The following is a 24,552-nucleotide window of genomic DNA, read 5'->3' as shown; positions in this document are numbered from 1 at the left end:
TTTAGTCCTTATTGGCGCTGGCCAATTTTCTTTCGGTACTCTTAATGTTGTTCAACTGAAGGTCTTTAAGCACATTCACGGCCTCTTCCACATAAACATCTTTGGCCAAATCTTTATGCCATCTGTTCCTTTTTTCGCGAAGAACAGAATCTTGGGTGAACAATTCAGTTTCGTATTGAAGCGAGCCAAAGGTCAGCTTGGAATCATAATCCCGTAGGCTTTTGAATTTATCAGACCGTTTTTTAGCCTCACTTTCCTTCGTTACAAATTTGTCATAGTTAAGCGAAACAACGGTTTCGTCTTGTTGTTCCTTGATCCATCTGGCGTTTTCCTCAATCAACTTGATTTGGGGGTTGTTGGCCATACGCTTTTGGCTGTTCTCCACAGTGGCCTCAAGATCAATATAACCATCCCAAACTTTATAATCGGCAGGGGTAATCTTGTCCCAACCCAATGGATTTTCTTGATCGCGCTCACCCAAATCGATATAGCTATATCTATCTGGAACAACAATATCACTTTTAACGCCTTCCAACTGCGTGGAACCACCATTGATTCGGTAGAATTTTTGGGTCGTCAATTTAATAGCACCCAACTCACCATGCTCATTGCTTCGGACAATATTATCCAAAGGAATCACATTTTGAACGGTTCCTTTACCGAAAGTCTGCTTGCTTCCAATAATCACAGCTCTTTTATAATCTTGCATGGCGGCCGCCAAAATTTCAGAAGCGGATGCTGATAGCTCATTGACCATAATTACCAATGGTCCATCCCATTGAATGCGTTCGTCCTTATCTTCATGGACCTCTTTTCGTTGTCCAGAAGAACGAACCTGTACGACTGGGCCATCCTTAATGAACAATCCAGCCATTTCAACCACGGTTTTCAAGGAACCACCTCCATTATCCCGAAGATCGAGAATGATACCTTCCACACCATCTTCTTTAAGGCGTTCTACCTCTTTGGCCACATCGGTAGCGGCATTTCGTTCGGTATAGTCCTCAAAATCCACATAGAATTTTGGAAGATTAATGAGTCCATATTCATGATCATCACTTTTGATGGTCGCAGATTTAGCATAAGATTCTTCCAACTCTACCACATCACGGGTAATGGAAATTTTTTCTATGGTTCCGTCCACTTTTCTGACGGTAAGGTCAACTATACTTCCTTTTGGGCCTTTGATAAGTTTAATGGCATCATCAAGACGCATTCCTACAATATCAATGGGTTCTTCACCTTCTTGTCCTACTTTTAAAATTTCGTCACCCACTTCCAAGCTTTGGTCTCTCCAAACAGGACCTCCTGAGATAATCTCCACAATTTTGGCACCTTCGGGTCTTTTTTGCAATCGGGCTCCAATACCCTCAAACTTACCGGACATACCAATGTCAAATCGTTCTTTCTCTTCTGGTGCAAAATAAAATGTATGGGGGTCAAACTCGTCCACAATGGTATTGATGTACTGCACAAACCAATCCTTGCGTTCCAAGTCATCAATAAAATCGAAGTACTCGTCCAAATTTTCTTTTACATTCTGACGGGCTTCTTCCTCTGTCACTTCCTTGTCAATAGAAATTGGGAAGTCATTGAAAGTAACAACATCAATGGATGCCTCTCCATCCCCATTTTGGATGATTTCAGAAATTCTATTATCCACCTTATTCTCAAAAATGGCAAGAGCATTATATTTCAATTGCTTTCTCCAACGTTCACGAAGCTGCTTTTTGTTGGCCGCAAATTCTTGTTCACTATAGTCAATGTCAATGCTTTCATCCAAGGTATAATCAAAGGGTTCGGAAAGCACTTCTTTGTAGATATCCTTTGCTTCATTCATGCGAACCATTAAACGTTGGTACACAATATTGAAAAAAGTAATATCGGTGTTCTTTAACTCATCATCGATCATAAATCGATATTTCTCAAACTCCCTTACATCGCTTTCCAAAAAATAACGTTTGGTAGGGTCTAGAATGTCGATAAAATCATCAAAAACACTGGAACTGAAGGTGTCGTCCAAGTTTTTAGGCTCGTAGTGTCCCCTTTCCAGCACGTAGGTAATCAAATCCAGTAATAGTTTATCCTTGTCATCATTGTCAAAAGACTTGTTGGTGAAACTGCAGGAGGCTACTGCAACAAGAATCACTAGAAGTGCCAATACAAAATTCTTCTTCATAAATCTATTTTTTTCAGAGCGATGGAATCTGATTTTCAATCACTTTATCCGCCATTTCTACTCGTATGAATTCCCTAAGATACTGAAAAAACCATGCCAGTCAGGGCATTGTCATTTAATTTTTTGTTAAACAGTCAGGACTCCATATCCTTATGAAAAACGTATTTTTATGCCATTAATTATCCAAAATGAAAAAACCACTCATTCTGGTCACCAATGATGATGGAATTACGGCTCCAGGATTACGGGCATTGATACGGACCATGAAGCAATTGGGCGAGGTGGTCGTTGTGGCCCCGGACAGCCCCCAATCCGGTATGGGACATGCCATAACGGTAGACAGCACCTTGTTTTCCAAAAAGGTGGTGGTGGACCACAATGAAGGTGCCCCAAGCGAGTATAGTTGTAGTGGAACCCCTGCCGATTGCGTAAAATTGGCCCTGCGTGTATTATTGGACCGCACTCCGGATATTTGCGTGAGCGGTATCAACCATGGTTCCAATTCGTCCATCAATGTGATTTATTCGGGTACTATGAGTGCTGCCATTGAGGCAGGTATTGAGGGAATTCCGGCTATTGGTTTTTCGCTTTGCGATTATTCTTGGGATGCCAATTTTGAACCTTGTTTGGCGTACATCAAAAAAATAGTTGCTGAAGCATTGACCAACGGAATACCCAAAGGAACCGTGCTCAATGTTAATATTCCAAAAATGCCTGAGCAACCCAAGGGCATAAAAATATGCAGACAGGCACGAGGCAACTGGAAAGAGAAATTTGATGAGCGTACCAGCCCTTCGGGTAAGGATTATTATTGGTTGACAGGGGAATTTGAACTGTTGGACAAAGGTGAGGACACTGATGAATGGGCCTTGGCACAGGGGTATATTTCGGTGGTCCCCACGCAGTTTGATCTTACGGCACACCATGCCATCCCACAAATAAACAATTGGAACTTAAATGAACACTAAAAAGGAAATTTTAATCGGTTTTGCTGTAGGAATCATTGCCAACGCTTTTGGTACCCTGGTCTATATTTTGTTGTTCTCCGATTTGGGCATCGCGGAAACCTTTAATACCGCCATAGATCAAGGACACATGGGCAGTCTGTTGGCATTGGGCGCCATTTTAAACCTTGTTGCTTTCTTTGGTTTTCTTCGCATAAAAAGAGACCATAGAGCCAGAGGGGTCATGATTGCTACTTTGGTAACGGCATTGGTTATTTTGTTTTATAAAGTGTTTGCTTAAATACATACAAGTTCAAAATGCAAGTGCAAAAAGGTGCTCCAAATTGAAATTGAACTTGAACTTGAAAATTGAACTTGAGATTTCTGTATGAAATATTACATCATCGCCGGCGAAGCTTCCGGGGACCTACACGGTTCCAACCTCATCAAGGGTCTTAAAGCAGAGGATCCCTCAGCTGAAATACGTTGCTGGGGTGGGGACCTTATGCAACAGGCTGGCGGGGAATTGGCCAAGCATTATAAGGATATGGCCTTTATGGGGTTTTTGGAGGTAATTGCGAATATTCCCACCATCTTCAAGAACATTGCTTTTTGTAAAGAAGACATCAAAAAGTTCAATCCAGATGTGGTCATTTTTATCGATTTTTCCGGTTTCAACTTGCGGATTGCCAAATGGGCCAAAAAAAATGGATTCAAGACCAACTATTACATTTCTCCACAGATTTGGGCTTCCCGAGAAGGCAGAATCAACAAAATAAAACGGGATATTGATGCCATGTACGTTATCCTCCCTTTTGAAAAGCAGTTTTATGAAAAAAAACACGGCTATCCGGTACAATTTGTAGGACATCCGCTTATCGATGCCATTGAAAACACCAAGATTGTTGATGAAACCACTTTTAGAAAGGAAAATGATTTAGACCCGGAAAAACCCATCATCGCATTACTTCCGGGAAGCCGAAGACAGGAAGTCCAAAAAATGTTGGATGTGATGCTCTCCATAAATGGCGATTTTCCCGAATACCAATTCGTCATTGCCGGGGCGCCCAGTCTTCCCGATGAATTCTATTCGCCCTTTTTAAGAGGAAATAAAGTGGGCTACGTTTCAAACAAAACCTACTCGCTGCTGAAGCATTCACACGCTGCATTGGTTACTAGTGGAACGGCCACTTTGGAGACGGCCCTATTTGAAATCCCTCAAGTGGTGTGCTACAAAGGCAATTGGATTTCGTACCAAATCGCAAAGCGAATCATTACCCTTGATTTTATTTCCCTCGTGAATCTTATCATGAAAAAAGAAGTTGTTAAAGAATTGATTCAGAGTGAATTAACCTCAAAAAAACTCAAAAAAGAACTTTCTAAAATTGTTGAAGGGAAAGAACGTGAACGCATCTTGGAAGACTACAAAATCCTAAAAGAAAAATTGGGCGGAAAAGGTGCCAGTCAATTGGCGGCCCAATTAATCGTCAAAAATGCTTAGATTTAGCGTCCAAGAAAGTAATACTATTTCTTGGATGTTACGTAAAACCATTTTCTTACTACTTTTTTTTGCCGTGGTGGCCTGCGGTCCTGGCAAGAGAAAGCGAACCTACAGCAAGACCCAAACCGTTACGGTAGAGGGGTCAACAGAAGACACATCTCCCCGAAAATCCAGAAAAGAAGAACGGACCAATGCCAAGGCAGAGTCCATTATTTCCACCGCTATGGGCTATTCTGGAACCCGTTACAAATATGGGGGCACCACCAAAAAAGGGATGGATTGTTCAGGACTGGTCTATGTTTCCCTTCGGGAAAACGACATTCTTTTTCCAAGGGTTTCCTATCAAATGGCACAAGAAGGCCAGCGAATCCGGGTGGAAGAAGTACAAAAAGGAGACCTTCTTTATTTTAAGACCAGCAAGAGCGGAAAACGCGTCAACCATGTGGGGTTGGTCGTGGAAGTGGAAGGAAACGACATTAAATTTATACATGCCACAACCTCCAGGGGCGTTTTGGTATCCTCATTACGGGAAGGATATTGGAACTATGCCTTTGTAAAGGCCATGCGTATTTTGTAGTGCGTTTGTTCAGTTTTGTGTCCGTCAAGCTCTGCTTGTGCTTGATGGTGGGCATTATTTTAGGATTTTATTTCGAGATCGCTCCGCTTTTCCCGTTGTTGGCGATCCTCCTGTTTTTTCCCATTTTATTTTGGTTGCGCAAAAGGCAATCGCGTGAAGGTTTTCCCCTTTTTGAAATGGGAACCGTCCTTACTACAGTTTCTTTGGGGATGTTTGTGGTTGCCATGGCCATGGGAACAGCCTTGGGAAATCATTATTCCCAGCATGATTTTGAAAGAGAAAGCCTGTGGCACCTAAAGGTGAGAGAGGTCTTAAAGCCAAACTCTTTTTCCCAGCGGTATGTTACACAAGTTATTTCTTTGGATAAGGAAGATGTTGTTGGAAAACTAATACTCAATCTTCCGGCCGACTCAACCAGCTCAAAGTTGAAGGTAGATGATGAAATCTTCGTGTTTTCCAAAGCTGAAGCTATTCACCCTCCACTGAATCCGCATCAATTTGATTATAAAGATTATTTGCGCAAACAGGCAATTTATCACCAGATAAAAGCGGCGAACCATGCCGTCATAATTGCTGAAAACGCCTCAACAACCCCTTTGGGATTGGCATCAAATGCAAGGGAACACATCATTTCAAAATTGCAAGAAGAACCGTTTGGCCAAGAAGAGCTCAGTGTGATTCAGGCCTTGTTATTAGGTCAACGGGATGATATTTCCGAAAGCACTTATAACGATTACAAAAATGCGGGAGCTGTCCATATTTTGGCGGTATCGGGACTCCATGTAGGGGTTTTGCTGCTGTTGCTGCAATTTTTGTTGTCACCCCTAGAAAGATTCCCGAAGGGAAAAACCCTAAAGCTGTTGCTAGTGGTGTTATTGCTATGGGGGTATGCTTTTGTGGCCGGATTATCACCATCCATAGTTCGGGCGGTGACCATGTTCTCCTTTTTGGCCTATGCCATGTACTTGAACCGACCCACCAATTCTTTCAACATTATTGCGTTGTCCATGCTGTTTATTCTTTTGATAAAACCGTTGTTTTTGTTTCAGGTGGGGTTTCAAATGAGTTATGCGGCCGTGTTTGCCATTGTTTGGATTTACCCGAAATTGCAAAAGCTTTGGTTTCCAGAAAATGTGGTTGTTCAGAAAACGTGGCAATTATTATCCGTGAGCGTTGCGGCCCAGTTGGGGGTTTTGCCTATCAGTCTCTTCTACTTTCACCAGTTTCCTGCCTTGTTTTTTATATCCAACCTAGTGATCATTCCATTTTTGGGGTTGATTTTGGGCATGGGTATCTTGATTATCACATTATCATTGATCAATCAGCTTCCAGAATTTTTGGTCGCTATTTATAATTGGATTATTGGAATGATGAACGCAGTGGTAAACTGGGTAGCGAAGCAAGAGGGGTTTATCATCAAGGATATTCCGTTTGATTCTGTTCAGTTGATTTTGGGGTACTTCACGATAATTTCAATGGTGGTCTTTCTATCCCGACCCAAACGAAAAACTGCCTTGGCATTATTTGCAGGAATCGTCATGCTACAAGGTTGGTCTATTTGGAACCAGTTTCAATTCAAAAACAAAGAAAGCCTCATCTTGGTTCATAAATCGCGGAATACAATTTTGCTCCATCAAACGGGAAAGGTATTGAGTATAGCTGCGCAAGACACCTCCAATGTAGACAGAATTGCAAATGATTATGCAGTGGCCGAACGCATCCAACGCCTATATAAAAACCCAATTCAGAATAGTTACTTCATCAACCAAAAAAAATTGTATGTGATGGATAGCCTAGGCTTCTATCCCTTAAACAAGGAACTGGAATTTCTACTGCTCACTCAATCACCAAAAATCAATTTAGAGCGGTTGTTGGATTCCATACAACCCAAAATGGTTTTGGCCGATGGTAGTAGTTACAGAAGTTATGTGGAGCGTTGGAAAACAACTTGCTCCCAAAAAGAAATCCCTTTCCACTATACGGGTGAAAAGGGATATTATGTTTTTGATTTGAAAAATCCTTAATGAACGTTACCCATGAGACGCTTCATCAATGGGCCGAAAATCAATACCACAACACCGGCCACCAGCGAGTACTTGGCGATGAGTGAAAAACCGTCTAAATACACCGAAAGAGTCTCCAAACCTCCCACGTTTTTGTCTGTACTTTCTATGGCCAATTGTTTGGAAATAAACCCTACAATCTGAAAGGCATAGGATGATGACAAAAACCAAACTCCCATCATAAAGGCCACAATCCGTTTTGGTGAAAGGTCCGTGATTTTGGAAAGTCCTACGGGTGACATGAACAATTCCCCTACCGAAATCAAGAAATACAATGCCAACAAATAGGAAAAAGGTACCATTCCGTTTTCATCCGCACTTCCTCCGCTCAACGAAACCACATAAAATGCCAATCCCGCAAGAACAAGGCCCATTCCAAACTTATAAGGCGTTCTTGGATTGAGTTTCTTTTTGGCCAAATAGGTCCACATCACAGAAATAGGGATGGACAACAACACAATAAAAATTGAGTTCAAAGCATTGGTTTGACTGGCATTGATTATGGATAAATTCACATTTCGCGCAGCAAACAAGGTAATTACACTACCATGAAGTTCATGGAATCCCCAGAAAATGGTCATAAAAAAGGTAATCAACAACGCCATGAAAAGCTTTTTACGTTCATCAGCGGTTGCCTTGACCATAATGGTGCCCATATAGACCAAAATGGCTATCCCAATCAATTTGAACAATACGTTTACAATATTCTGATCTTCGAAAAAGGAACCTTCTCCACCCAAAGATTTATAGGAATACAACAGAAAGGCAATCAATGGCGCAGATAGAAAAGCTACCGCTGGAATAAAATGCTTTTGTGGGATTCCGAAAATTTTTCGTTCGTATACTTCCATGCTTGGCGGCTTGCCTCCTTCACCAAACACATTCTTTTTAATTCCACTCCAGAAAAAGATAAGTCCCGTCAACATTCCAATTCCGGCCAAACCGAAACCGTAGTGCCAACCATAGGTGGCTCCCAGCCATCCGCATAATAAGGGTGCAATGGCGCCTCCAATATTTATCCCCATATAAAAAATGGTGAAACCAGAATCTTTTTTGGCATCACCATCTTCATACAATGTTCCTACAAAGGTTGAGATATTCGGTTTAAAAAAACCATTCCCAACAATGATAAAGGCCAAGGCCAAAAAGAAGGCCACATCATTTTCAATGGCCAATACAAAATGTCCCAAAGCCATTAGAACACCACCCAAAAAAATGGAGGCTCGCATTCCCAGAATGGAATCTGAAATTTTTCCTCCGATTACGGTGGAGGCGTATACCAATGACCCATACGATGCATAAACCGCTGCGGCTGCGTAATCCCGAGTGGACAAGGCCTCGAAAATGACATTGACCATATACAATGTGAGCAGGGCCCGCATTCCATAAAAACTGAAACGCTCCCACAGTTCAGCAAAAAAGAGGTAGAAAAGTCCAACTGGATGTCCAAAAAGGGTCTTTTCGTTGGCTGGTTTGGTTAAATCCGACATATATCTTCTGTTTGGTTATAAATTTTCTTTGACGAAATTGGTCAACTTGGTGAACAAATGTAGCCTTGTGTTGCCCCCGTAAATTCCATGGTTTTTATCGGGGTAAATGGCCCAATCGAATGGTTTGTTGGCCTGTACCAAGGCTTCAATCATCCGCATGGTGTTCTGCACATGCACATTGTCATCCCCAGAACCATGGACCAGCAAGTATTTTCCCTTCAACAGTTCTGGATAGTTAAACGGTGAGTTATCATCATATCCACTGGGATTTTCCTGTGGGGTCTGCATGTATCGTTCCGTGTAAATGGTATCGTAAAAACGCCATGAGGTGACCGGAGCCACTGCAATCGCCATTTCAAAGACATCGTTACCCTTTAAAATACAGTTGGTGGACATAAATCCGCCATAGCTCCACCCCCAAATCCCGGTACGATTTTCATCGATATAAGGGAGTTCGCTCAATTTTTTAGCTGCAGCAATTTGGTCCTTTACTTCATATTTGCCCAGTTCTTTTTGGGTCAACTTTTTAAAATCCCGACCTTTTAACCCGGTTCCCCTGCCGTCCACACAGGCTACAATATATCCTTCGGAAGCCAAGAGTTGATGCCAATAATCATTACTGCCCAGCCAAGTATTTGCAACTTGTTGTGAACCAGGTCCACTATATTGGAACATGAACAGTGGATATTTTTTATTAGGGTCAAAATTTGCGGGCTTTATCATCCACATGTTTAGGTCGTAACCATTAATGTTGATGGTAGAAAATTCCTTTGGAACCCATTCGTACTGCTGCAATTTGGTCAACAAGGCTGAATTATCCTTGATGGCTTTTACTAATTTGCCATCCTCAGCTTTGTGCAAGGCAAATTCAAAAGGGGTTCCCGCACTTGAATAGGTATTGATGTAATAGGTATAATCGGCACTAAAATCTGCGGTATTGGTGCCTTCTTGGGTCGAAAGTCGCTTTTTCTTCTTTCCTTTTGTTGAAATGCTATACACATCCCTATTAATTGACCCATTCTCCACCGATTGGTAGTAAATCCGGTCATGCGAGGCATCGTACCCATAATATCTAGTAACCTCCCAAGGCCCCTCGGTAATCTGGTTTTTCAACTTTCCATCTTTTCCATATAAATACAAATGGTTGAATCCGTCACCTTCGCTGGTCCAGATAAAACTGTCATCAGCCAAAAAAGTAAGGTCATCATCAATGTCTACATAAGCATCATCTGTTTCTTCGAGTAGTACGGACACTGTATTATCATTCGCATTGACATCCAACAACTTTAAATTGTTCTGGTGGCGATTCAGGGTCTGAACGCTCAAATGGTTTGGGTTGTTCATCCATTTAATTCTTGGAATGTAGTAGGGTTTTCCCAAATCAACTGGAGTGATGCTACCAGAAGCCACATCCAACATATGAAGAGTCACTATGGAGTTCTTCTCTCCGGCTTTGGGGTATTTAAATTCATCCGCGTATGGATACAGATTGGTCCCATACACATCCATGGTATACTTGGGCACTTCGGTTTCATCAAAACGAAGAAAGGCTATTTTGGTCCCATTGCTGTTCCATTCAAAGGCACGCACAAAGGCAAACTCTTCTTCATAGACCCAATCGGTTACGCCATTGATGATGGTTCCCTTATTGCCATCAACCGTCAATTGTTTTGTGGATTTTGAGGCCACATCAAACAAAAAGAGATTGTTGTCCAGTACATAAGCCACTTTTGTGCCATCTGGCGATAATGTGGGTTCTTGAATCTTGGTTTCGGAAATTTGGGTCAGATTTTTTGAAGCAATGTCATACACGTAATAAATGCCCAATCGGGAGCGTCTAAATATGGGCTCCACCTCGGTGGCCAACAACACTTTGGATTCATCATCACTGAATGTATAGGAGGTAAAATAAGGCACACTGCCTGTTGATGACACAATGGTCTCTACCTTTTCCAATGTTTCATAGTTGTATTTGTCCAAACTACTGCTCTGTGGTGACCGGGAAAAATTTAAAATGGTGTATTGTTCTCCATTTTTTAGGGAACGAAGCACGTCCATACGTTCGGTTTGAAACACACCGCCCCAAATTTCTTCGTTAGTGATTTTCTTCTTCTGTGCAGTGGAAATGGCAAGAAACCCTAAAACAGATACAAACAGGAGGAACTGTTTTCTCATGTGTGAAAATTGATTAAAAACCCCCAAGTTTACTAATATTTATCCAAAAAATAAACTTTGGTGTTGCATTTACAACCATAATTGCAGTTCTGAACAAGGTTTGTTCTGCCTAAGGCATACATAGTATAAGCCAAAGTTCTATTATATTTATATTTGATGCCTTTAACCCAACACTATGAACACTCCTGTTGAAGGATTCTCGAAACGCTCCAAAGCTGAAAAAATTGATTGGATTGCCAAACAGTATACCAAAGACCCGGAAGCATCCAAACGTATTTTGGAAAAGTACTGGAATACCGACCCGAAGGTGCAGAAACTGCATGATGAGTTCATAGAAAACACCATTTCCAACTACTACCTGCCATTTGCCGTTGCCCCCAACTTTTTGATCAACGATTCGCTCTATGCCATTCCCATGGCCATTGAGGAAAGTTCTGTTGTAGCGGCAGCCAGTAAAGCGGCCAAATTTTGGTTGACTCGGGGCGGATTCAAAACTGAAATCCTGGGAACCGAAAAAGTAGGGCAGGTACATTTCATCTATAAAGGCGAAAAGAAGAAGCTGTACTCTTTTTTTGAGGAACTAAAACCCGAACTCAGAAAAAGTGTTTCCGATATTACCGAAAACATGGAAAAACGAGGTGGCGGCATCAAGGAAATTCAATTAAGGGACCTCAGTGAACAGATAGAGGGCTACTACCAACTGCATTGCACTTTTGAGACCTTGGATGCCATGGGTGCCAATTTTATCAACTCCTGTTTGGAACAGTTTGCCAAAACGTTGGAGACCAAAGCTCGGTCCTATGATAACTTCTCCGATGAGGAGAAAAATCTGGAGGTGGTCATGAGTATTCTCTCCAATTATGTGCCCAATTGTGTCGTGAAGGCCGAAGTAAGTTGCCCTGTTTCCCAACTAAATGCAGGCGGGATGTCTGGTGAAGAATTTGCCAACAAATTTGCACAGGCCATCACTATTGCCAAACTAGAGCCTTATAGAGCCGTAACCCACAACAAAGGGATTATGAATGGCATTGATGCCGTAATCCTGGCTACCGGAAATGATTTTAGGGCCGTGGAGGCAGGTGTGCATGCCTATGCCGCCAAAGATGGGCAATATTCCAGTTTGACCCATGCCGCCATTGATGGGGATACCTTTACATTTTGGATTGAAGTGCCCTTGGCCCTTGGCACGGTTGGTGGATTGACCACCTTGCATCCCTTGGTAAAACTTGCTTTGGAAATCCTTCAGAATCCATCGGCGAAAGAACTTATGGAAATTGTTGCGGTTGCTGGTTTGGCCCAGAATTTTGCTGCAGTTCGGTCTTTGGTCACCACGGGAATCCAAAAAGGACACATGAAAATGCATCTGTTGAACATGCTCAACCAAATGGGTGCCACCGAAGCTGAAAAACAACAGCTTGTAGAACATTTTAAATATCATATTGTGACGAATGCTTCGGTAAAAGAAGCCTTGGAAAAGATTCAATCCCAATAATGCACAAGGAGTTTTACAGCAACGGAAAACTATTGCTCTCTGGGGAGTATGCCATTTTGGATGGAGCGCTTGGCCTGGCGGTCCCAACAACACTGGGGCAGTCTTTACAAGTTGTTGATTCGGATTCAGGAACTCTACGTTGGGCCAGTTTTGACGAGAATGCTGAAATCTGGTTTCAGGCAGAATTCGAGTTGGAAAGTTTCAGAATAAAAACTGCTTCGGATGAGAAAACAGCACAAACCTTGGTGGAACTACTTATAGAAGCCCGACAACAAAATCCTGATTTTCTATCAAAAAATAGTGGCGTTGAAGTGGAAACCCGTTTGGGTTTTCCTCGCTCATGGGGGCTGGGCACCTCATCCACACTTATCAATAATATAGCACAATGGGCACAAGTGGACGCCTACCAATTGCTTTGGAACGCCTTTGGGGGCAGCGGGTACGACATTGCTTGTGCGCAGCACAGCGCTCCCATTACCTATCAAGTACAAAACGGCAAACCAGCAGTCAACGAAGTGGACTTTGACCCTCTTTTTAAGGAATCGCTTTATTTTGTGCATCTCAATCAAAAACAGAGCAGCAAAGAAGCCATCGCTGCATATCGAAAGCAGGAATTCAACCAGAAAGACCTTATCCATGACATTTCTTCCCTCACTGAGAAAATGGTCAATGCCGCTACATTGCAGGAATTTCAGTCACTCATGGAACAACATGAAGCTATACTATCCAATGTTCTTCAAATTCCAACCGTAAAATCGCAACTTTTTTCGGATTATCCTGGTGCGCTGAAAAGTCTTGGGGCCTGGGGCGGGGATTTTGTTCTGGCTGCTGGAAATCAACATACATTGGATTATTTTAGTGCCAAGGGATACCCTACTGTAATCCCATTTTCAAAAATGGTGCTCTAACTTTTAGTTTAGTTTCAGAATGAAAAACATCTTTACCTACCCGCTGTTGCTTTTGGTTCTTGTACATTGTCAGACCCAGAAAACTCCCATTGGCTATGAAACTGAGACCTTAAAAATTAATCAACTTACCGAACATACATTTCAACACATCACCTATTTGCAAACCGAGAGTTTTGGTAAGGTAGCTTGTAATGGCATGATTGTAATTGTTGATGGCGAAGCCATTGTTTTTGATACGCCAAATACGGATACGGAATCTGAAGAGCTGATTCAATGGATTGAAAATGAATTGCAGTGTACCATAAAGGCTGTTGTGGCGACCCATTTTCATACGGATTGTTTGGGTGGATTGAATGCTTTCCACACCAAAAATATTCCCTCTTATGCCTATATAAAGACGTTGGAGCTTGCTGCCTCCAACAAAAGTCCCATCCCACAAAATGGCTTTACAGACCCATTGGAACTTTCTATTGGGAGCGAAACAGTCATCTTGGATCATTTGGGAGAAGGGCACACTTTGGACAATAGCATTGGTTACTTTCCAACCGATCAAGTTTTATTTGGGGGCTGTTTGATAAAATCCCTTGGTGCCGGAAAGGGAAATCTTGAGGACGCCAATATTGCTGAATGGCCCGAAACTGTATCCAAACTAAAAGCCAAATATACCAAGGCTAGCACCATAATACCCGGACATGGAAGTGTTGGTGATAAAGCCCTTTTGGACTTTACCATTGCGCTTTTTAGCAATTAAAGACTTAATCGGGTCACATAATACCCCTTTTCATAAACCCAAACAGGAGTTTCGTCAATTGGGGTTCCAATTCCTTATCGTGTTCTTTTAGATTTGGAAGTATATCCAAAATACAAGAGATATGTCTTCCATGTACAACATTTTGGCTGCCTTACTCTGTTCCCTACTATTTTGTTTACCGGCATTTACACAGATTAATGAAGAAACCCATGCTCGGTTAGAAACGTTTTTGGAAGAAAGTTCCATTACCTCTTTTGAGCAGGTCACATCAGATGCCATTGAATACATTTTGGATTCTAATGTCTATGTCATAAAACGAAAAACGCTGAATACTTACCAGAATAATAAGGTTCGTGAAGACAGATTCATTGTTTTGGACGCAGGGGAAGAAATTCTGCATTTTGAACAAATCAATCGCAATACCTCCCTTGATGATTTCTTAGGGCATATTAAAAATGATTTCATCCTAGATCCGCAAACCGCTCCCCTTTTTGAGGAATTGCTGGATATTGTTTACCCTGTGGCCGCATGGAAGGTCGACAAAAGGGAATTCTTCCACAAAAATGGTAGTTGGTATTTTCTGCGCGATGCTTATTTCCGGACCAAGCAGGGTTTTGAAGTAACCACAGATGCCGATGGGAAAATCACTTCCATTCGCTATAAAATGAAGTGGGATGAACCAGATAGATCATAACGTAACACCCATAAACTTAACCACAAAAAAGGGGCTTACATAAGAAAGCTCCCTTTTTTTAGTTCACTATTTCTTTACTACACTCTAATAAAACGTAGCTCTTTTGTCGTCAATCTCAGCCTTCTCCTTGAGCGCATTGTAGACAGCTCCGTTTACACGATTAGCAGCACTACTTTGCAAGCTGTTGGCATAGGTACTGAAATTTTCTATGCTTGGTGCATCTTCTTTTTTGGTCACTTTCACCATAAATACCCCGGTTACACCTTTAATCAAACCGGAAGTTTGGTCTTGGTCAAGGCCAAATGCCTTACCCACCAATAGGGGTTCTCTACCCGCACCAGGAATTGTGGGAGATTTTACGGTCAATGCCGTGGCATTGCTTAAGCTAACATTATTGTCGGAAGCAATGGCATTCATGTCTTTTCCTTGATTTGCAGCTATGATTTGCTCCGCCTTACGCTCTTTCCTTATTTCAGGAAGCGCGGTTGCTGAGGCATCTTCAGGAGTCATAAGACCCTTTTTATATTTTTTAGTCAACTGCACTATGGCGTATCCATTGTTCACGTTAAAGCGTCTTATGTCGCCCACGCTGGTCTCATCATTGAACGCCCATTGCACAATGCTACGTTGTGATCCCAAGCCAGGAAGGTTTTCTTCCATTTCCTTGATTTTGTTCACAGGCCTTACCGTGTAGCTGCTTTCTCTGGCGATATCCCCAAAATTCTCAGGTTCGTCATCCAAAGTGGCCATTTCAAATTTAGTGGCATCCGTGAACAGGGTGTTGATAGTCTCTTCGGAAGGTTCAATTTCCCTTGAAAGTGTAGCTACCTGAACCACATCTTGCTTATCATCTACTTTAATAACATGGTACCCAAATTGCGTTTCCACCAAATCAATGGCACCCACAGGGTTGTTAAAGCAGAAATCATTGAACTCATCGGCCATAACCCCTTCTTGGAAATACCCCAAATCCCCGCCACGTGGCGCAGAGGGTCCATCTGAATTTTCACGGGCCAAGGTAGTAAAGATGGTGCCTTCTTGTTTGGCTTCGGCCAAAAGCTCCTTGGCTCTCGCCTCAGCTTCTTCCTTGGTTCTTGTGATACTTGGATTGGCACGTTCCGCACCTTCCCAAGTAATAAGAATATGACTTGCTTTTACCGTTCCATCTTCTTTCTTGTCCATAATCTTGGACACGCGGTAAAAATCACCATCCTTGTACGGGCCATAAACTTCACCAACGGCCAAACTCATGAGCGAATCTGAGGCAATAGCTGGCAAATCGTTTTTGGCTTTGTAAATGGTATCGAACTTGGTATCTGAATTCCGATCTAAGAACGCAGCCATATCGGTGGTATTATTAAACCCAGGAATAGTATCGGTAGTGTCTCTTTCTTCAGAATATTCAACGGTATCACCCAACAAAGCTGTAATGGCATCCTTAACTGCTGTTTCATCTTCGGCAGATGCTTTTTCTTCAAAATAGACAAAACGAATGTCCCTGGCTTTTTCTTGTTGAAATTGATCTTGGTGCTTGCTGATGTAAGACTGAATCTCATCTTTGGACACCTGAATGGTACTATCCGGAATGGAAGTATAGGGCACCCTTACGTATTGGATATCCACTTTCTTGTTAGCCAATTGGTAATCAAACTTCCCTTCAGCCAAGGTAGCACCTACCCCACCTTTTATCAAGTTGAAATACATACGCTCCTTGGCGGCCTGTATTATGGACTTTTCATCTTGTAACCAAGCATCATATCTGAGTGGGTCGTTGGCCCTCCAATCAGCAATAGCACTTTTGAAAACTTCTTCGTTAAAGATTCCATTCTCATCCAAAAAGTCTGGAATTTGCGCATAACCCGATGTTTTTACAAACTCAATAATCTGATCGCTTTCCACATCAATGCCTAAATCCTCAAATTGTTGGTTCAGGATGGCTTTTCTTACTTCTTGGTCATACACCGTATTCACCAATTGTGTTGACGAGAAATTAGGGCCGTATCTTCTTGATGCGGTTTCCACTTCCCTTCTAAATTCGTCAATGGAAATACTCTCCCCATTAATCTCAGCCACTTCGGAGCCTACTTTACCCCCAGCAAAATCATTGCTGGTAAAGACCCCTGATATTACAAATGCGAACAAGGCCATACCAATGATCAAGATCAAGATGGTTGTCCGTTTTCTAATATTCTCTAATATTGCCATTTTACTGCTTGTTTACTTTAATTTCAGTGGGCGAAAATACCACTTTCTTTTCAAATAGGAAAGGGTAAAAAACGCTGGAAATTGTTAATCCTCAGCGTGAACACGCACACTCACCAAATCGATTTTAGTATTGGACACTTCCAAAATATGAAAGGTAAAATTCTCAATCTTCACTTCTGAATCCTGCTCTGGGATCTCTCCCGTCTGATTCATGATCAAACCGCCCAAGGTTTCATATTCTTCACCTTCGGGCAGTTCCAGTTTATAGGTTTCATTGATATAGTCTACCTCTAAACGTGCTGAAAACTTATATACATTTTCACTGACTTGCTCTTCATGTAGGTCAGTACTATCATGTTCATCCTCAATTTCACCAAAAAGTTCCTCAATAATGTCCTCCACGGTAAGGAGTCCGGCGGTACCTCCATATTCATCCAAGACCACGGCTACGCTTTTACGTTTTTTGGTAAGGACGTTCAAAATATCCTGGATAAGCATAGTCTCGGGGACAAATTCCACGGGAAGTAGAATGCTTTTTATGGTTTTTGGCTTTTTGAATAGTTCGTAGGAATGCACATAGCCAATGATTTCATCTATGCTATCCTTAAAGACCAATATTTTGGAATAGCCGGTTTCGGTGAACAGCTTGGTGAGGTTTTTTGGGGTCTCATCCAACTCAACGGCGGTAATCTCTGTCCGGGGCACCATTACTTCCCGTGCTTTTACGGTAGAAAATTGCAGTGCATTCTGGAAAATCTGTATTTCTGAATCGACCATATCCTCTTCTTCAACAGTTTCCATCTGCTCGGTGATATAATCGCCCAATTCCAGTTTGGTGAAGGACAGTTGCACTTCATCACCATCAGTCTTAAAAAACACTTTTAGAATAAAATCCGAGACCTTGATCACAAACCAAGAGACAATGGAAAACAGCAAGTAAAAGAAATAGGCAGGAACAGCAAAGAACTTCAATAGCGTATTGGAATAGATTTGAAAGAGTACTTTGGGCAAAAATTCTGCCGTTAGCAAAATAATCAATGTAGAAATCACGGTTTGGGACAACAGGCTGAAATCCGTAAGTAAAACATTTAAAAACTCATACTTTACGGGGAGCAGGCTTTGAAACCATTCCATAAGTACATCGCCCATGAACAACCCATAAATGACCAAGGCGATATTGTTGCCAATGAGCATGGTGGCGATAAACTTTGAGGGTTTATCAGTGAGCCATGTCAGCAATTTGGCCAAAAGCCCTTCTTGTTTCTTTTCAATTTCTATGTGGATCCTGTTGGCAGAAATAAAAGCAATTTCCATTCCTGAAAAGAAAGCTGAAAACAGTAAAGATAGGACTATGATGATTACCGAGGTGTCCAAGGCTATTGTTGATTATCCTTTTTGTGTTGTTCGAAACGTTTGCGGTATCTTCTTCTAAAGATGAACATGGCGATTGAAACCACCGCAAAGAAAATAAAGATGTAGGTTTCCTTGGGCTCTATGCTCCAAAGCGTGGCAATCTTGTAAATGGAAATGGCAGCCACGGCCAAGTATAGGTATTCTGTATATCGTAAAAACTTGATCATATTATTCTTCTTCTTTAATGGTCATAAGGCCATAGGTTTTGTGGGCCTTAAAAAAACTGAAATCCCTGTTGAAATCCATTCCTTCGCCGTCCATGACGGTACCGTCTTCCGGATTGGTATAAGTGAAGGTTTCTTCGGTAAAGATCCAGTTGTTTTTTCTATCGAAAAACAGTTGGGGTGTTTCCAACATTTTCCCATCATGGGTCTCTATCACCACATTGCCCCTCAAATCAATCAAATTGGTCTGGGAGTACACAATACCGTAATCTGCAGTGACCACACTTTTCTGATTTTTTTCATCGAAAAAATCAACCACAAGTCCTTCTGGAAAGGTACGGAATTTAAAGCTTTGGTTGTCAAAATCTTCGGATATGGGGCTTTTGAGCACCGCAATGACCCTTGATTGGGATGAGTCTTGGGAACTTAGTTCCTCTTTGCTTTCGGTATAGGTAAGGGTAAAATCTTGGGCAACCCCCTGTGGAAAAATGGGCTTTACGGCTTCTTCCCCCACCCTTTCATAGTTATCTCCGCAGGACATAAAAAGGATTGCCACGGCGAACACCGTGGCAAAACACTTAAAAATATTTTCAGATGTTTGTTTCACCTTATAGATTGGGCACCTTAACGCTACCACCTACCCAACAACTGAATGATACTGTTTTTCCGGCCATTCCGGAATTGAAAATCATTTCTTTGCTAGGGGCTCTTTCTGAATAACTGGCTGCTGTTTGGCTGGCAGTGCCACCCAAAGAGGGATCTACCCGACCCGCTTTTCTGGCCATGTCCTCGGCTTTCCAATAGATAGCTCTCTTTTCAAATGGAGTGCTTCCACAATCGTTGGCACTGCTTGCATATAGATTGGCAATCAACAAATATGCTTTTCCATTTGCAGGATTGGCGTCAATGGCCTTAAGTGCATAGCTTCTAGCCTGAGACTTACTGGATCTACGTACGGTAGTTGCAATTTTATAAAGGATATCAGACTTTTTATAGGAATCTGTTTCCAATTCCACCGCTTTGTTGAAATCGGCAATGGCTCCATTGGTATCACCGGACTTTTGCTTGAGGGCACCTCCATAGAGGTAAGCACTTGCAGAAGGTTCCAAAGCCAATTGGGCCTCGAACAATTTTCTAAACATGGGGTCATCGGTACATTCTTTTGAGAACATTCTACCTACAGCTCTTTTCACCCAAGCCACGTCTCCTTTTTTCTCCTCATAGCTCTTTTCGTAAAGAGGAATAAGGTTGTCGCAATCCGCCAAAGCTCCTAACTTGGAATCGATACTGGCACCGACCTTACCATAAGATTCAGAGTTGGTACTGGCCACTCTAAGCATACTTTTTTCTTTGGATGTAAGTGTACCCAAAGAATCTTTAGGAAGCAGTCTAGTAATAACGTCTGTTAATTTTTTGTTTTCATCTTCAACTTTCTCTGTTACATCATCATAGGTATCAAATACTTCTTGAAGATCTTTTTTACCTGCAGAGTGCAAATCTACCAAGCTGGAGAAATAAAGGTATAATGCTTTAGGGTTGGTGAAATTTTCTTTGTCTTTTTTGAAGGCGTCATCCAACATCTTGAAGATTTGCTCATCGGAGGCCATTTTGCTGTCATACATCAATAGCGCTTTGTCTATTCCAATGTCTGCAGCGGAATAATTTTTTGGGAAATACTTGATGCTATTGTCATACAATGACAACAATTCTTGGATATAGCCATCTTTATCGGCACCGGAGGAGTTTTCAATCTTATGTTTTAAGATTCTTTCGCCATAGGAAAAATTGGCCTTGTTGATGTCTGGGCAACTTTCGTAGACCATTTTCCAAGGTTCGTAAGCGGCATCGTAGTTTTTTACTTTTGCGTGCTCTGCATAAATGGAAAGATTGGTCATACACTCTGGATTCTGAGCTTGAGCCATACTTAATCCCATCGTCATAAAGACCGCTATCATCGTTAAGTAGTGTTTCTTTTTCATCTTACTAGTATTAAAGTGGTTAAAGTACAAATTTTCATTAAAAAATCCTCTTATAAGGATCCATATGGTCGGTTAATTGTGATTTTTTTAAAAAATGGCCCCATCAATTTATTTTTCTTTTTTGAAACCACCTCGCATTTAATGATAATCCTACATTGATTTTCAAATAACTTTCTTCAATCAAGGCGGCATCTGTGGTTCCCCTTCTTCCCAGCTCAAATCCAAGATTTAAGTTGGAAAAGGCAGATTCATAGCTTATGCCACCTATCGGTAATCCTAATCCAAAAGTTATGCCAAAATTATTTATTTCTTTATTGTTCACTTCCAGTCCGCTTACATCATACCGAAGTCCAGCCCGGTACGTAACCCTATTAAAATAACTTGACAGGGAACGATGATCCGGCACCCAATAGCCTCCAAGGGCATAGGTGGCAGCATCATTGTAGGTAACATTCTCCAATGCTAGGAAAGAGTTATCAAAATCACTGTACTGCTGGAAGCTGTACTCACCTCCCACAAACCACTTTTTATCTTCACCGAATCCCAGCCCCACGGTAGTACGTGTAGGTATCTTTAATTCGGTATTTCTGCGATTGGTAGCATCCAAATTAACATCGATGACCTCAATTTCATCCCCAGTGACCAAAGAGAAAGACCCCAATCGCTGTGAATTTTTGGATACCAAATTTCCTTGGGTGTTTACCCGAACTGAGGTGTACAGCGTGTATTTGTCCTTAATGGTAGGAGTATAATTTAAGGCGTAGTTAAAATCGTATCCATTAATTCGGGACTCACGGTTATCCAAGGTCCCAAATTGAACCTCTTCCACACTTTGGAGTCGTCTGTACTCCAATGTACCAAAGTTATAATTTACGGTCGCTCCCAAACTAAGGTTCTTGATGGGTTCAAAACCAACGGAAAAATAAATTCGGTTTAATCCACCCTCTCCTTCAAAAACATTGGTAACATTGGCTCCAGCACCTGTAGTGGTTTCATCCCTAAGGCTATATCCCACGGACGAGAGCGGCATCAGACCAAAACCAACCCCAACTTTGTCGGCTATGGGAAAGCCAATGGACAGATAATCCAAATTGGTAGAGGAAATACGCTGCTCCTCCGTCCAGTCCTTCAGTCTGTATTCTGTGTGGGAAATCCCCGCGGTATAGGCCGTGAGCCTCAACTTGGAATAGGCAGCAGGATTTTGGAGGTTAATGTGGATACTATCGGCATACATGCCCATTCCGCCCATCATTTGGTTATCCACCGTTCCGGAATTTCTAAGATCTCCTATCCCAAAATAGGAATATGGCGATATGGTACCATTTTGCGCAAAAAGACCCTGTGCGGCCACGCAAACAAATGCAATCAAAAATTTCTTAACCATCTAACGTTTGTTGTATTCCAGCAAGCAATTGAGCCCCTTCAGGAGAAATTTAGAATTCGCAAATATGGTGTTTTTTAGCCTTTTCGCAAAAAATTGGGCGTCACCGCCTGTTAAAATAACTGTTAAATGTTGAAAACGATTGCGATACTGGTCAATCACTCCGTCCACTTCTTGCGCAACCCCGTTGATTACCCCACTGTGCATGCTGCTTGCGGTGGAATTTCCGATAAAGTCCAAAATATCCTCCGGTTCCAGCAACGGAAGTGCGGCCGTTTGGTTGTGCATGGCCTTGTACCGCATCCGAATACCCGGCGAAATAGCTCCCCCCACATATTCTCCAAAATTATTGACCATATCATAAGTAATGCAGGTGCCAGCATCAATGACCAAGGTATTTCCCCTTGGATTGTGATAAAACGCTGCGGTGGCCAAGGCTACTCGATCCATGCCCAAGGTCTGGGGCGTGGCATAGCTGTTCTTAAATGGAACCTTAGAGTCATGCGTGAGCACATGCACCTTGCAGAACAGTGCCACAATATCGCGCTCCTTTCGGTCCAATTTGCCCACGGAGGAGATAAGGGCATGGTTAATTTTGGGGTACTGCTCAAAGAGTTCTTTGACCTTGGAAAGAAACAGGCCCGACTCTGAACTTTGGCCATAGAGAAGGTTGCCATTTTCAAAAACGGCATATTTAATTAGGGTGTTACCAATGTCTATGACCAGATTCATGCTGCAAAGATCGAGAATTGCAAAAAAAGGAATGCCTTTTTTGAGGTTTTTGTTTGTATATCCTAATTTTGAAATTATATTTGCACCCGCCTTTGCAAAAGCCCAAGCTAGCAAAGTCAGGCAAGCCCGCCAAATGACAGGCATAATTAAAATACTGGTACCTTAGCTCAGTTGGTAGAGCAACGGACTGAAAATCCGTGTGTCCCTGGTTCGATTCCTGGAGGTACCACGAAGTGGCAACTACAAAAAGCCCATCCAAATTGGATGGGCTTTTGTTTTGTTACAAAACGGAATTGAAGTGATTTTTGCGCCTAAATTAAAACGTAACTGATTGGAGTTCCTTTCCCAAATCATGAATGGTTCCTTGGATCAATTTAAGGCGCTCCTCGGATACGGTGGCCCTACCAGTGGCATATTGACGCATTAAAGAAGGGTTTATCTTTGCCCGCCTTGCAATTGCGGTGATTTTGACCTGTGGAACAAGGTAAAAGAAAGATTCAATGTTCATTTTAAACTCATATTCATTGATCGGCAAAACCTCATCAATCCAATCCTCTTCCAATTCCACGGCAGTTTCAATATAATCATCAACCACAACTTTAATATTCTTTTTCAATTCTTCTAAAGTATCGCCATAGGCAGATACTACGCCTGGAAGATTTTGGGTGGTGCCCCAATACGTTCCATCGTCTGCTTTCTCCACAAACACTTTTACTGATTCCATTCCTCTTGTTTTTTGATGCCTTACAAACCAGCCCCGAAATTTTTATTTGATCCCGGCTTGTTTTAAGATAGATTTTACTGTACCCAATGGAACATCCTTTTTGGGATGTGGTATGGTTACAAGCCCTTTTTTCTTTGGATGTTTATAATGATGGTGACTTCCTTTGGTCCTAACCAATTTCCAACCATCACTTTCCACTATCTTAATCAACTGACTTGATTTCACCAAACAAAACTATAACAAAAATGTTATATAACAAAATTGTTATATCATAATTTAATGACATGGGTATGGATGTGCCACAAAATGCAATCTTGCGGGAGCGAGGGGTTGGCTTGAAAACTAATTTATACGTAACCCCTATTCTGCCAGATAACATTCCCCTGTGCCCAGGCCATCTGGATTTTCTTCGGTATTTGAAAATGTCACGGGCTGCGTGGGGCAGTTCGCCTGATTGGGCAACCCTGGTAAACCGGAACAAGGATGTACAGAGAAATGTAAATGGGGAATATCCCCAGTATTGCCAGTGTCTCCGCTTAACCCAATCAACTGTCCGCGTTCCACCGCATCACCAATCTCTACAAAAGAACCATCCTCTGTTAAATGGGAATATAGTGCTACTGTACCATCTGAATGTCTTACCGTAATGAGGTTTGTGGCATTTCTATTGCCATCGCGTGCGCCGTCATACGTGTAGACCACTCGCCCTGATCGCGCTGCATAAACCTCAGTGCCTATATTCATTAGAAAATCGTACCCGAACCTCCAAAACCCGCTGTGACCAAAACCAGAAGTATTGCCCTGATTCACAAGGTATCTTTCCCCTTTCTTGTACGGTAAATGATAGGGTGAACTCTTCCATGGAGGAAAAGATGCGTTTACATCAAACTTTGCTGAAAAATTAAATTCTGTGCACGGCATAAGCTGGTCTTCATTACCGTTATCACCATCAGCTCCATTAGCATCTTTAAATACGTCAGGATTAGTTCCCGACGCTTGATTATCTTCACTATTGGAACAGCCAGCAATGTTTATAACTACAAACGCTGACAAAAAAAGAACAATACCGGTTATAAATTTTTAATACATCAGTTTTATAGCACTACTTTGATGCTAGTACCGAATGTACTGGTTATATTCCATAAATAAGCATAAATACCCTGATAATCAGCGGTTTTTG

General features: G+C 41.9%; 22 protein-coding genes and 1 tRNA gene. 10 read left to right on the top strand and 13 right to left on the bottom strand.

Annotated features, from left to right (window positions below; translation table 11 throughout):
- Window position 1: 1 nt before the first annotated feature.
- Window positions 2–2,179 (bottom strand): carboxy terminal-processing peptidase, encoded by a 2,178-nt coding sequence (locus J0X14_RS04045; RefSeq protein ID WP_207096464.1) that lies wholly within the window; start codon window positions 2,177–2,179, stop codon window positions 2–4.
- Between the two features lie 188 nt (window positions 2,180–2,367).
- On the opposite strand from J0X14_RS04045, the gene surE reads away from it, so the two are divergent.
- The 5 genes from surE (at window position 2,368) to J0X14_RS04020 (ending at window position 7,225) form a co-directional block, all read left to right on the top strand.
- Window positions 2,368–3,147 carry a 5'/3'-nucleotidase SurE gene (surE, locus tag J0X14_RS04040; RefSeq protein ID WP_207096463.1) on the top strand — a complete coding sequence of 260 codons (780 nt, stop codon included), beginning with the start codon at window positions 2,368–2,370 and terminating at the stop codon, window positions 3,145–3,147.
- Window positions 3,137–3,424 (top strand): hypothetical protein, encoded by a 288-nt coding sequence (locus tag J0X14_RS04035; RefSeq protein ID WP_207096462.1) that lies wholly within the window; start codon window positions 3,137–3,139, stop codon window positions 3,422–3,424. The genes surE and J0X14_RS04035 overlap by 11 nt, the downstream gene beginning before the upstream one ends.
- An 87-nt stretch (window positions 3,425–3,511) precedes the next feature.
- Entirely contained in the window at window positions 3,512–4,624 is a 1,113-nt protein-coding gene (gene lpxB, locus J0X14_RS04030; RefSeq protein WP_207096461.1) for a lipid-A-disaccharide synthase, read from the top strand.
- Window positions 4,617–5,201: a C40 family peptidase gene (locus J0X14_RS04025; protein ID WP_410548698.1), complete on the top strand. Its 585-nt coding sequence runs from the start codon at window positions 4,617–4,619 to the stop codon at window positions 5,199–5,201. The genes lpxB and J0X14_RS04025 overlap by 8 nt, the downstream gene beginning before the upstream one ends.
- A gap of 44 nt (window positions 5,202–5,245) precedes the next feature.
- Window positions 5,246–7,225, top strand: coding sequence for a ComEC/Rec2 family competence protein (locus tag J0X14_RS04020; protein WP_262897093.1), 1,980 nt, complete (start codon window positions 5,246–5,248; stop codon window positions 7,223–7,225).
- Here J0X14_RS04020 and J0X14_RS04015 read toward each other — a convergent pair.
- Together J0X14_RS04015 and J0X14_RS04010 are read right to left on the bottom strand one after the other, a co-directional pair.
- Window positions 7,222–8,754, bottom strand: a complete 1,533-nt coding sequence (locus J0X14_RS04015) for a peptide MFS transporter (RefSeq protein WP_207096460.1) — start codon at window positions 8,752–8,754, stop codon at window positions 7,222–7,224. The genes J0X14_RS04020 and J0X14_RS04015 overlap by 4 nt on opposite strands.
- Before the next feature lie 15 nt (window positions 8,755–8,769).
- Window positions 8,770–10,929, bottom strand: coding sequence for a S9 family peptidase (locus tag J0X14_RS04010; RefSeq protein ID WP_207096459.1), 2,160 nt, complete (start codon window positions 10,927–10,929; stop codon window positions 8,770–8,772).
- Between the two features lie 175 nt (window positions 10,930–11,104).
- Between J0X14_RS04010 and J0X14_RS04005 the strand changes: the two genes are divergently transcribed.
- The 4 genes from J0X14_RS04005 to J0X14_RS03990 all read left to right on the top strand — a co-directional run bounded on the left by J0X14_RS04005 (window position 11,105) and on the right by J0X14_RS03990 (window position 14,774).
- On the top strand, window positions 11,105–12,421 hold the full coding sequence (locus tag J0X14_RS04005; protein WP_207096458.1) for a hydroxymethylglutaryl-CoA reductase, degradative: 1,317 nt from the start codon (window positions 11,105–11,107) through the stop codon (window positions 12,419–12,421).
- Entirely contained in the window at window positions 12,421–13,329 is a 909-nt protein-coding gene (locus J0X14_RS04000; RefSeq protein ID WP_207096457.1) for a GYDIA family GHMP kinase, read from the top strand. The genes J0X14_RS04005 and J0X14_RS04000 overlap by 1 nt, the downstream gene beginning before the upstream one ends.
- A 19-nt stretch (window positions 13,330–13,348) precedes the next feature.
- Window positions 13,349–14,080 carry a subclass B1 metallo-beta-lactamase gene (gene bla, locus J0X14_RS03995; protein WP_207096456.1) on the top strand — a complete coding sequence of 244 codons (732 nt, stop codon included), beginning with the start codon at window positions 13,349–13,351 and terminating at the stop codon, window positions 14,078–14,080.
- Window positions 14,081–14,201: 121 nt separating this feature from the next.
- Window positions 14,202–14,774: a hypothetical protein gene (locus J0X14_RS03990; RefSeq protein ID WP_207096455.1), complete on the top strand. Its 573-nt coding sequence runs from the start codon at window positions 14,202–14,204 to the stop codon at window positions 14,772–14,774.
- An 84-nt stretch (window positions 14,775–14,858) separates the two neighbouring features.
- Here J0X14_RS03990 and J0X14_RS03985 read toward each other — a convergent pair whose 3' ends face one another.
- The 7 genes from J0X14_RS03985 to J0X14_RS03955 form a co-directional block, all read right to left on the bottom strand.
- The gene (locus J0X14_RS03985; RefSeq protein WP_207096454.1) at window positions 14,859–16,979 is read right to left on the bottom strand and encodes a peptidylprolyl isomerase; all 2,121 of its coding nucleotides are present in this window, start codon (window positions 16,977–16,979) and stop codon (window positions 14,859–14,861) included.
- Window positions 16,980–17,063: 84 nt separating this feature from the next.
- The gene (locus tag J0X14_RS03980; protein WP_207096453.1) at window positions 17,064–18,353 is read right to left on the bottom strand and encodes a hemolysin family protein; all 1,290 of its coding nucleotides are present in this window, start codon (window positions 18,351–18,353) and stop codon (window positions 17,064–17,066) included.
- Window positions 18,354–18,355: 2 nt separating this feature from the next.
- Complete coding sequence (locus tag J0X14_RS03975) at window positions 18,356–18,559, bottom strand: hypothetical protein (protein ID WP_207096452.1); 204 nt, start codon at window positions 18,557–18,559, stop codon at window positions 18,356–18,358.
- 1 nt (window position 18,560) lies between these two features.
- A complete protein-coding gene (gene lptC / locus J0X14_RS03970) occupies window positions 18,561–19,163 on the bottom strand; it encodes an LPS export ABC transporter periplasmic protein LptC (RefSeq protein ID WP_207096451.1) in 603 nt (200 codons plus the stop codon).
- Between the two features lies 1 nt (window position 19,164).
- Entirely contained in the window at window positions 19,165–20,535 is a 1,371-nt protein-coding gene (locus tag J0X14_RS03965) for a hypothetical protein (protein WP_207096450.1), read from the bottom strand.
- Between the two features lie 103 nt (window positions 20,536–20,638).
- The gene (locus J0X14_RS03960) at window positions 20,639–21,919 is read right to left on the bottom strand and encodes a hypothetical protein (RefSeq protein ID WP_207096449.1); all 1,281 of its coding nucleotides are present in this window, start codon (window positions 21,917–21,919) and stop codon (window positions 20,639–20,641) included.
- The gene (locus J0X14_RS03955) at window positions 21,920–22,648 is read right to left on the bottom strand and encodes a type III pantothenate kinase (protein ID WP_207096448.1); all 729 of its coding nucleotides are present in this window, start codon (window positions 22,646–22,648) and stop codon (window positions 21,920–21,922) included.
- 156 nt (window positions 22,649–22,804) lie between these two features.
- Here J0X14_RS03955 and J0X14_RS03950 point away from each other — a divergent pair.
- Window positions 22,805–22,877: transfer RNA gene (locus J0X14_RS03950), tRNA-Phe, on the top strand.
- 87 nt (window positions 22,878–22,964) lie between these two features.
- Here the strand turns inward: J0X14_RS03950 and J0X14_RS03945 are convergent.
- From J0X14_RS03945 to J0X14_RS03935, 3 genes are all read right to left on the bottom strand, one after another.
- Window positions 22,965–23,372, bottom strand: a complete 408-nt coding sequence (locus J0X14_RS03945; protein WP_207096447.1) for a type II toxin-antitoxin system HicB family antitoxin — start codon at window positions 23,370–23,372, stop codon at window positions 22,965–22,967.
- A gap of 42 nt (window positions 23,373–23,414) precedes the next feature.
- Window positions 23,415–23,597: a type II toxin-antitoxin system HicA family toxin gene (locus tag J0X14_RS03940; RefSeq protein ID WP_207096446.1), complete on the bottom strand. Its 183-nt coding sequence runs from the start codon at window positions 23,595–23,597 to the stop codon at window positions 23,415–23,417.
- Window positions 23,598–23,732: 135 nt separating this feature from the next.
- Window positions 23,733–24,425, bottom strand: a complete 693-nt coding sequence (locus tag J0X14_RS03935) for a M23 family metallopeptidase (protein WP_207096445.1) — start codon at window positions 24,423–24,425, stop codon at window positions 23,733–23,735.
- Window positions 24,426–24,552: the final 127 nt, after the last annotated feature.

It is taken from the genome of Allomuricauda sp. CAU 1633, assembly GCF_017313225.1.
Lineage (GTDB): Bacteria > Bacteroidota > Bacteroidia > Flavobacteriales > Flavobacteriaceae > Flagellimonas.
The sequence above is the reverse complement of the archived record's forward strand: the minus strand, read 5'-3'. Positions and strand labels throughout refer to the sequence as shown.

Excerpts from the sequence above, each read along its gene's own strand:
- J0X14_RS04045 (WP_207096464.1), bottom strand. The coding sequence starts at position 2,179 with ATGAAGAAGAATTTTGTATTGGCACTTCTAGTGATTCTTGTTGCAGTA.
- surE (WP_207096463.1), top strand. The coding sequence starts at position 2,368 with ATGAAAAAACCACTCATTCTGGTCACCAATGATGATGGAATTACGGCT.
- J0X14_RS04035 (WP_207096462.1), top strand. The coding sequence starts at position 3,137 with ATGAACACTAAAAAGGAAATTTTAATCGGTTTTGCTGTAGGAATCATT.
- lpxB (WP_207096461.1), top strand. The coding sequence starts at position 3,512 with ATGAAATATTACATCATCGCCGGCGAAGCTTCCGGGGACCTACACGGT.
- J0X14_RS04025 (WP_410548698.1), top strand. The coding sequence starts at position 4,617 with ATGCTTAGATTTAGCGTCCAAGAAAGTAATACTATTTCTTGGATGTTA.
- J0X14_RS04020 (WP_262897093.1), top strand. The coding sequence starts at position 5,246 with ATGGTGGGCATTATTTTAGGATTTTATTTCGAGATCGCTCCGCTTTTC.
- J0X14_RS04015 (WP_207096460.1), bottom strand. The coding sequence starts at position 8,754 with ATGTCGGATTTAACCAAACCAGCCAACGAAAAGACCCTTTTTGGACAT.
- J0X14_RS04010 (WP_207096459.1), bottom strand. The coding sequence starts at position 10,929 with ATGAGAAAACAGTTCCTCCTGTTTGTATCTGTTTTAGGGTTTCTTGCC.
- J0X14_RS04005 (WP_207096458.1), top strand. The coding sequence starts at position 11,105 with ATGAACACTCCTGTTGAAGGATTCTCGAAACGCTCCAAAGCTGAAAAA.
- J0X14_RS04000 (WP_207096457.1), top strand. The coding sequence starts at position 12,421 with ATGCACAAGGAGTTTTACAGCAACGGAAAACTATTGCTCTCTGGGGAG.
- bla (WP_207096456.1), top strand. The coding sequence starts at position 13,349 with ATGAAAAACATCTTTACCTACCCGCTGTTGCTTTTGGTTCTTGTACAT.
- J0X14_RS03990 (WP_207096455.1), top strand. The coding sequence starts at position 14,202 with ATGTCTTCCATGTACAACATTTTGGCTGCCTTACTCTGTTCCCTACTA.
- J0X14_RS03985 (WP_207096454.1), bottom strand. The coding sequence starts at position 16,979 with ATGGCAATATTAGAGAATATTAGAAAACGGACAACCATCTTGATCTTG.
- J0X14_RS03975 (WP_207096452.1), bottom strand. The coding sequence starts at position 18,559 with ATGATCAAGTTTTTACGATATACAGAATACCTATACTTGGCCGTGGCT.
- J0X14_RS03965 (WP_207096450.1), bottom strand. The coding sequence starts at position 20,535 with ATGAAAAAGAAACACTACTTAACGATGATAGCGGTCTTTATGACGATG.
- J0X14_RS03960 (WP_207096449.1), bottom strand. The coding sequence starts at position 21,919 with ATGGTTAAGAAATTTTTGATTGCATTTGTTTGCGTGGCCGCACAGGGT.
- J0X14_RS03955 (WP_207096448.1), bottom strand. The coding sequence starts at position 22,648 with ATGAATCTGGTCATAGACATTGGTAACACCCTAATTAAATATGCCGTT.
- J0X14_RS03945 (WP_207096447.1), bottom strand. The coding sequence starts at position 23,372 with ATGGAATCAGTAAAAGTGTTTGTGGAGAAAGCAGACGATGGAACGTAT.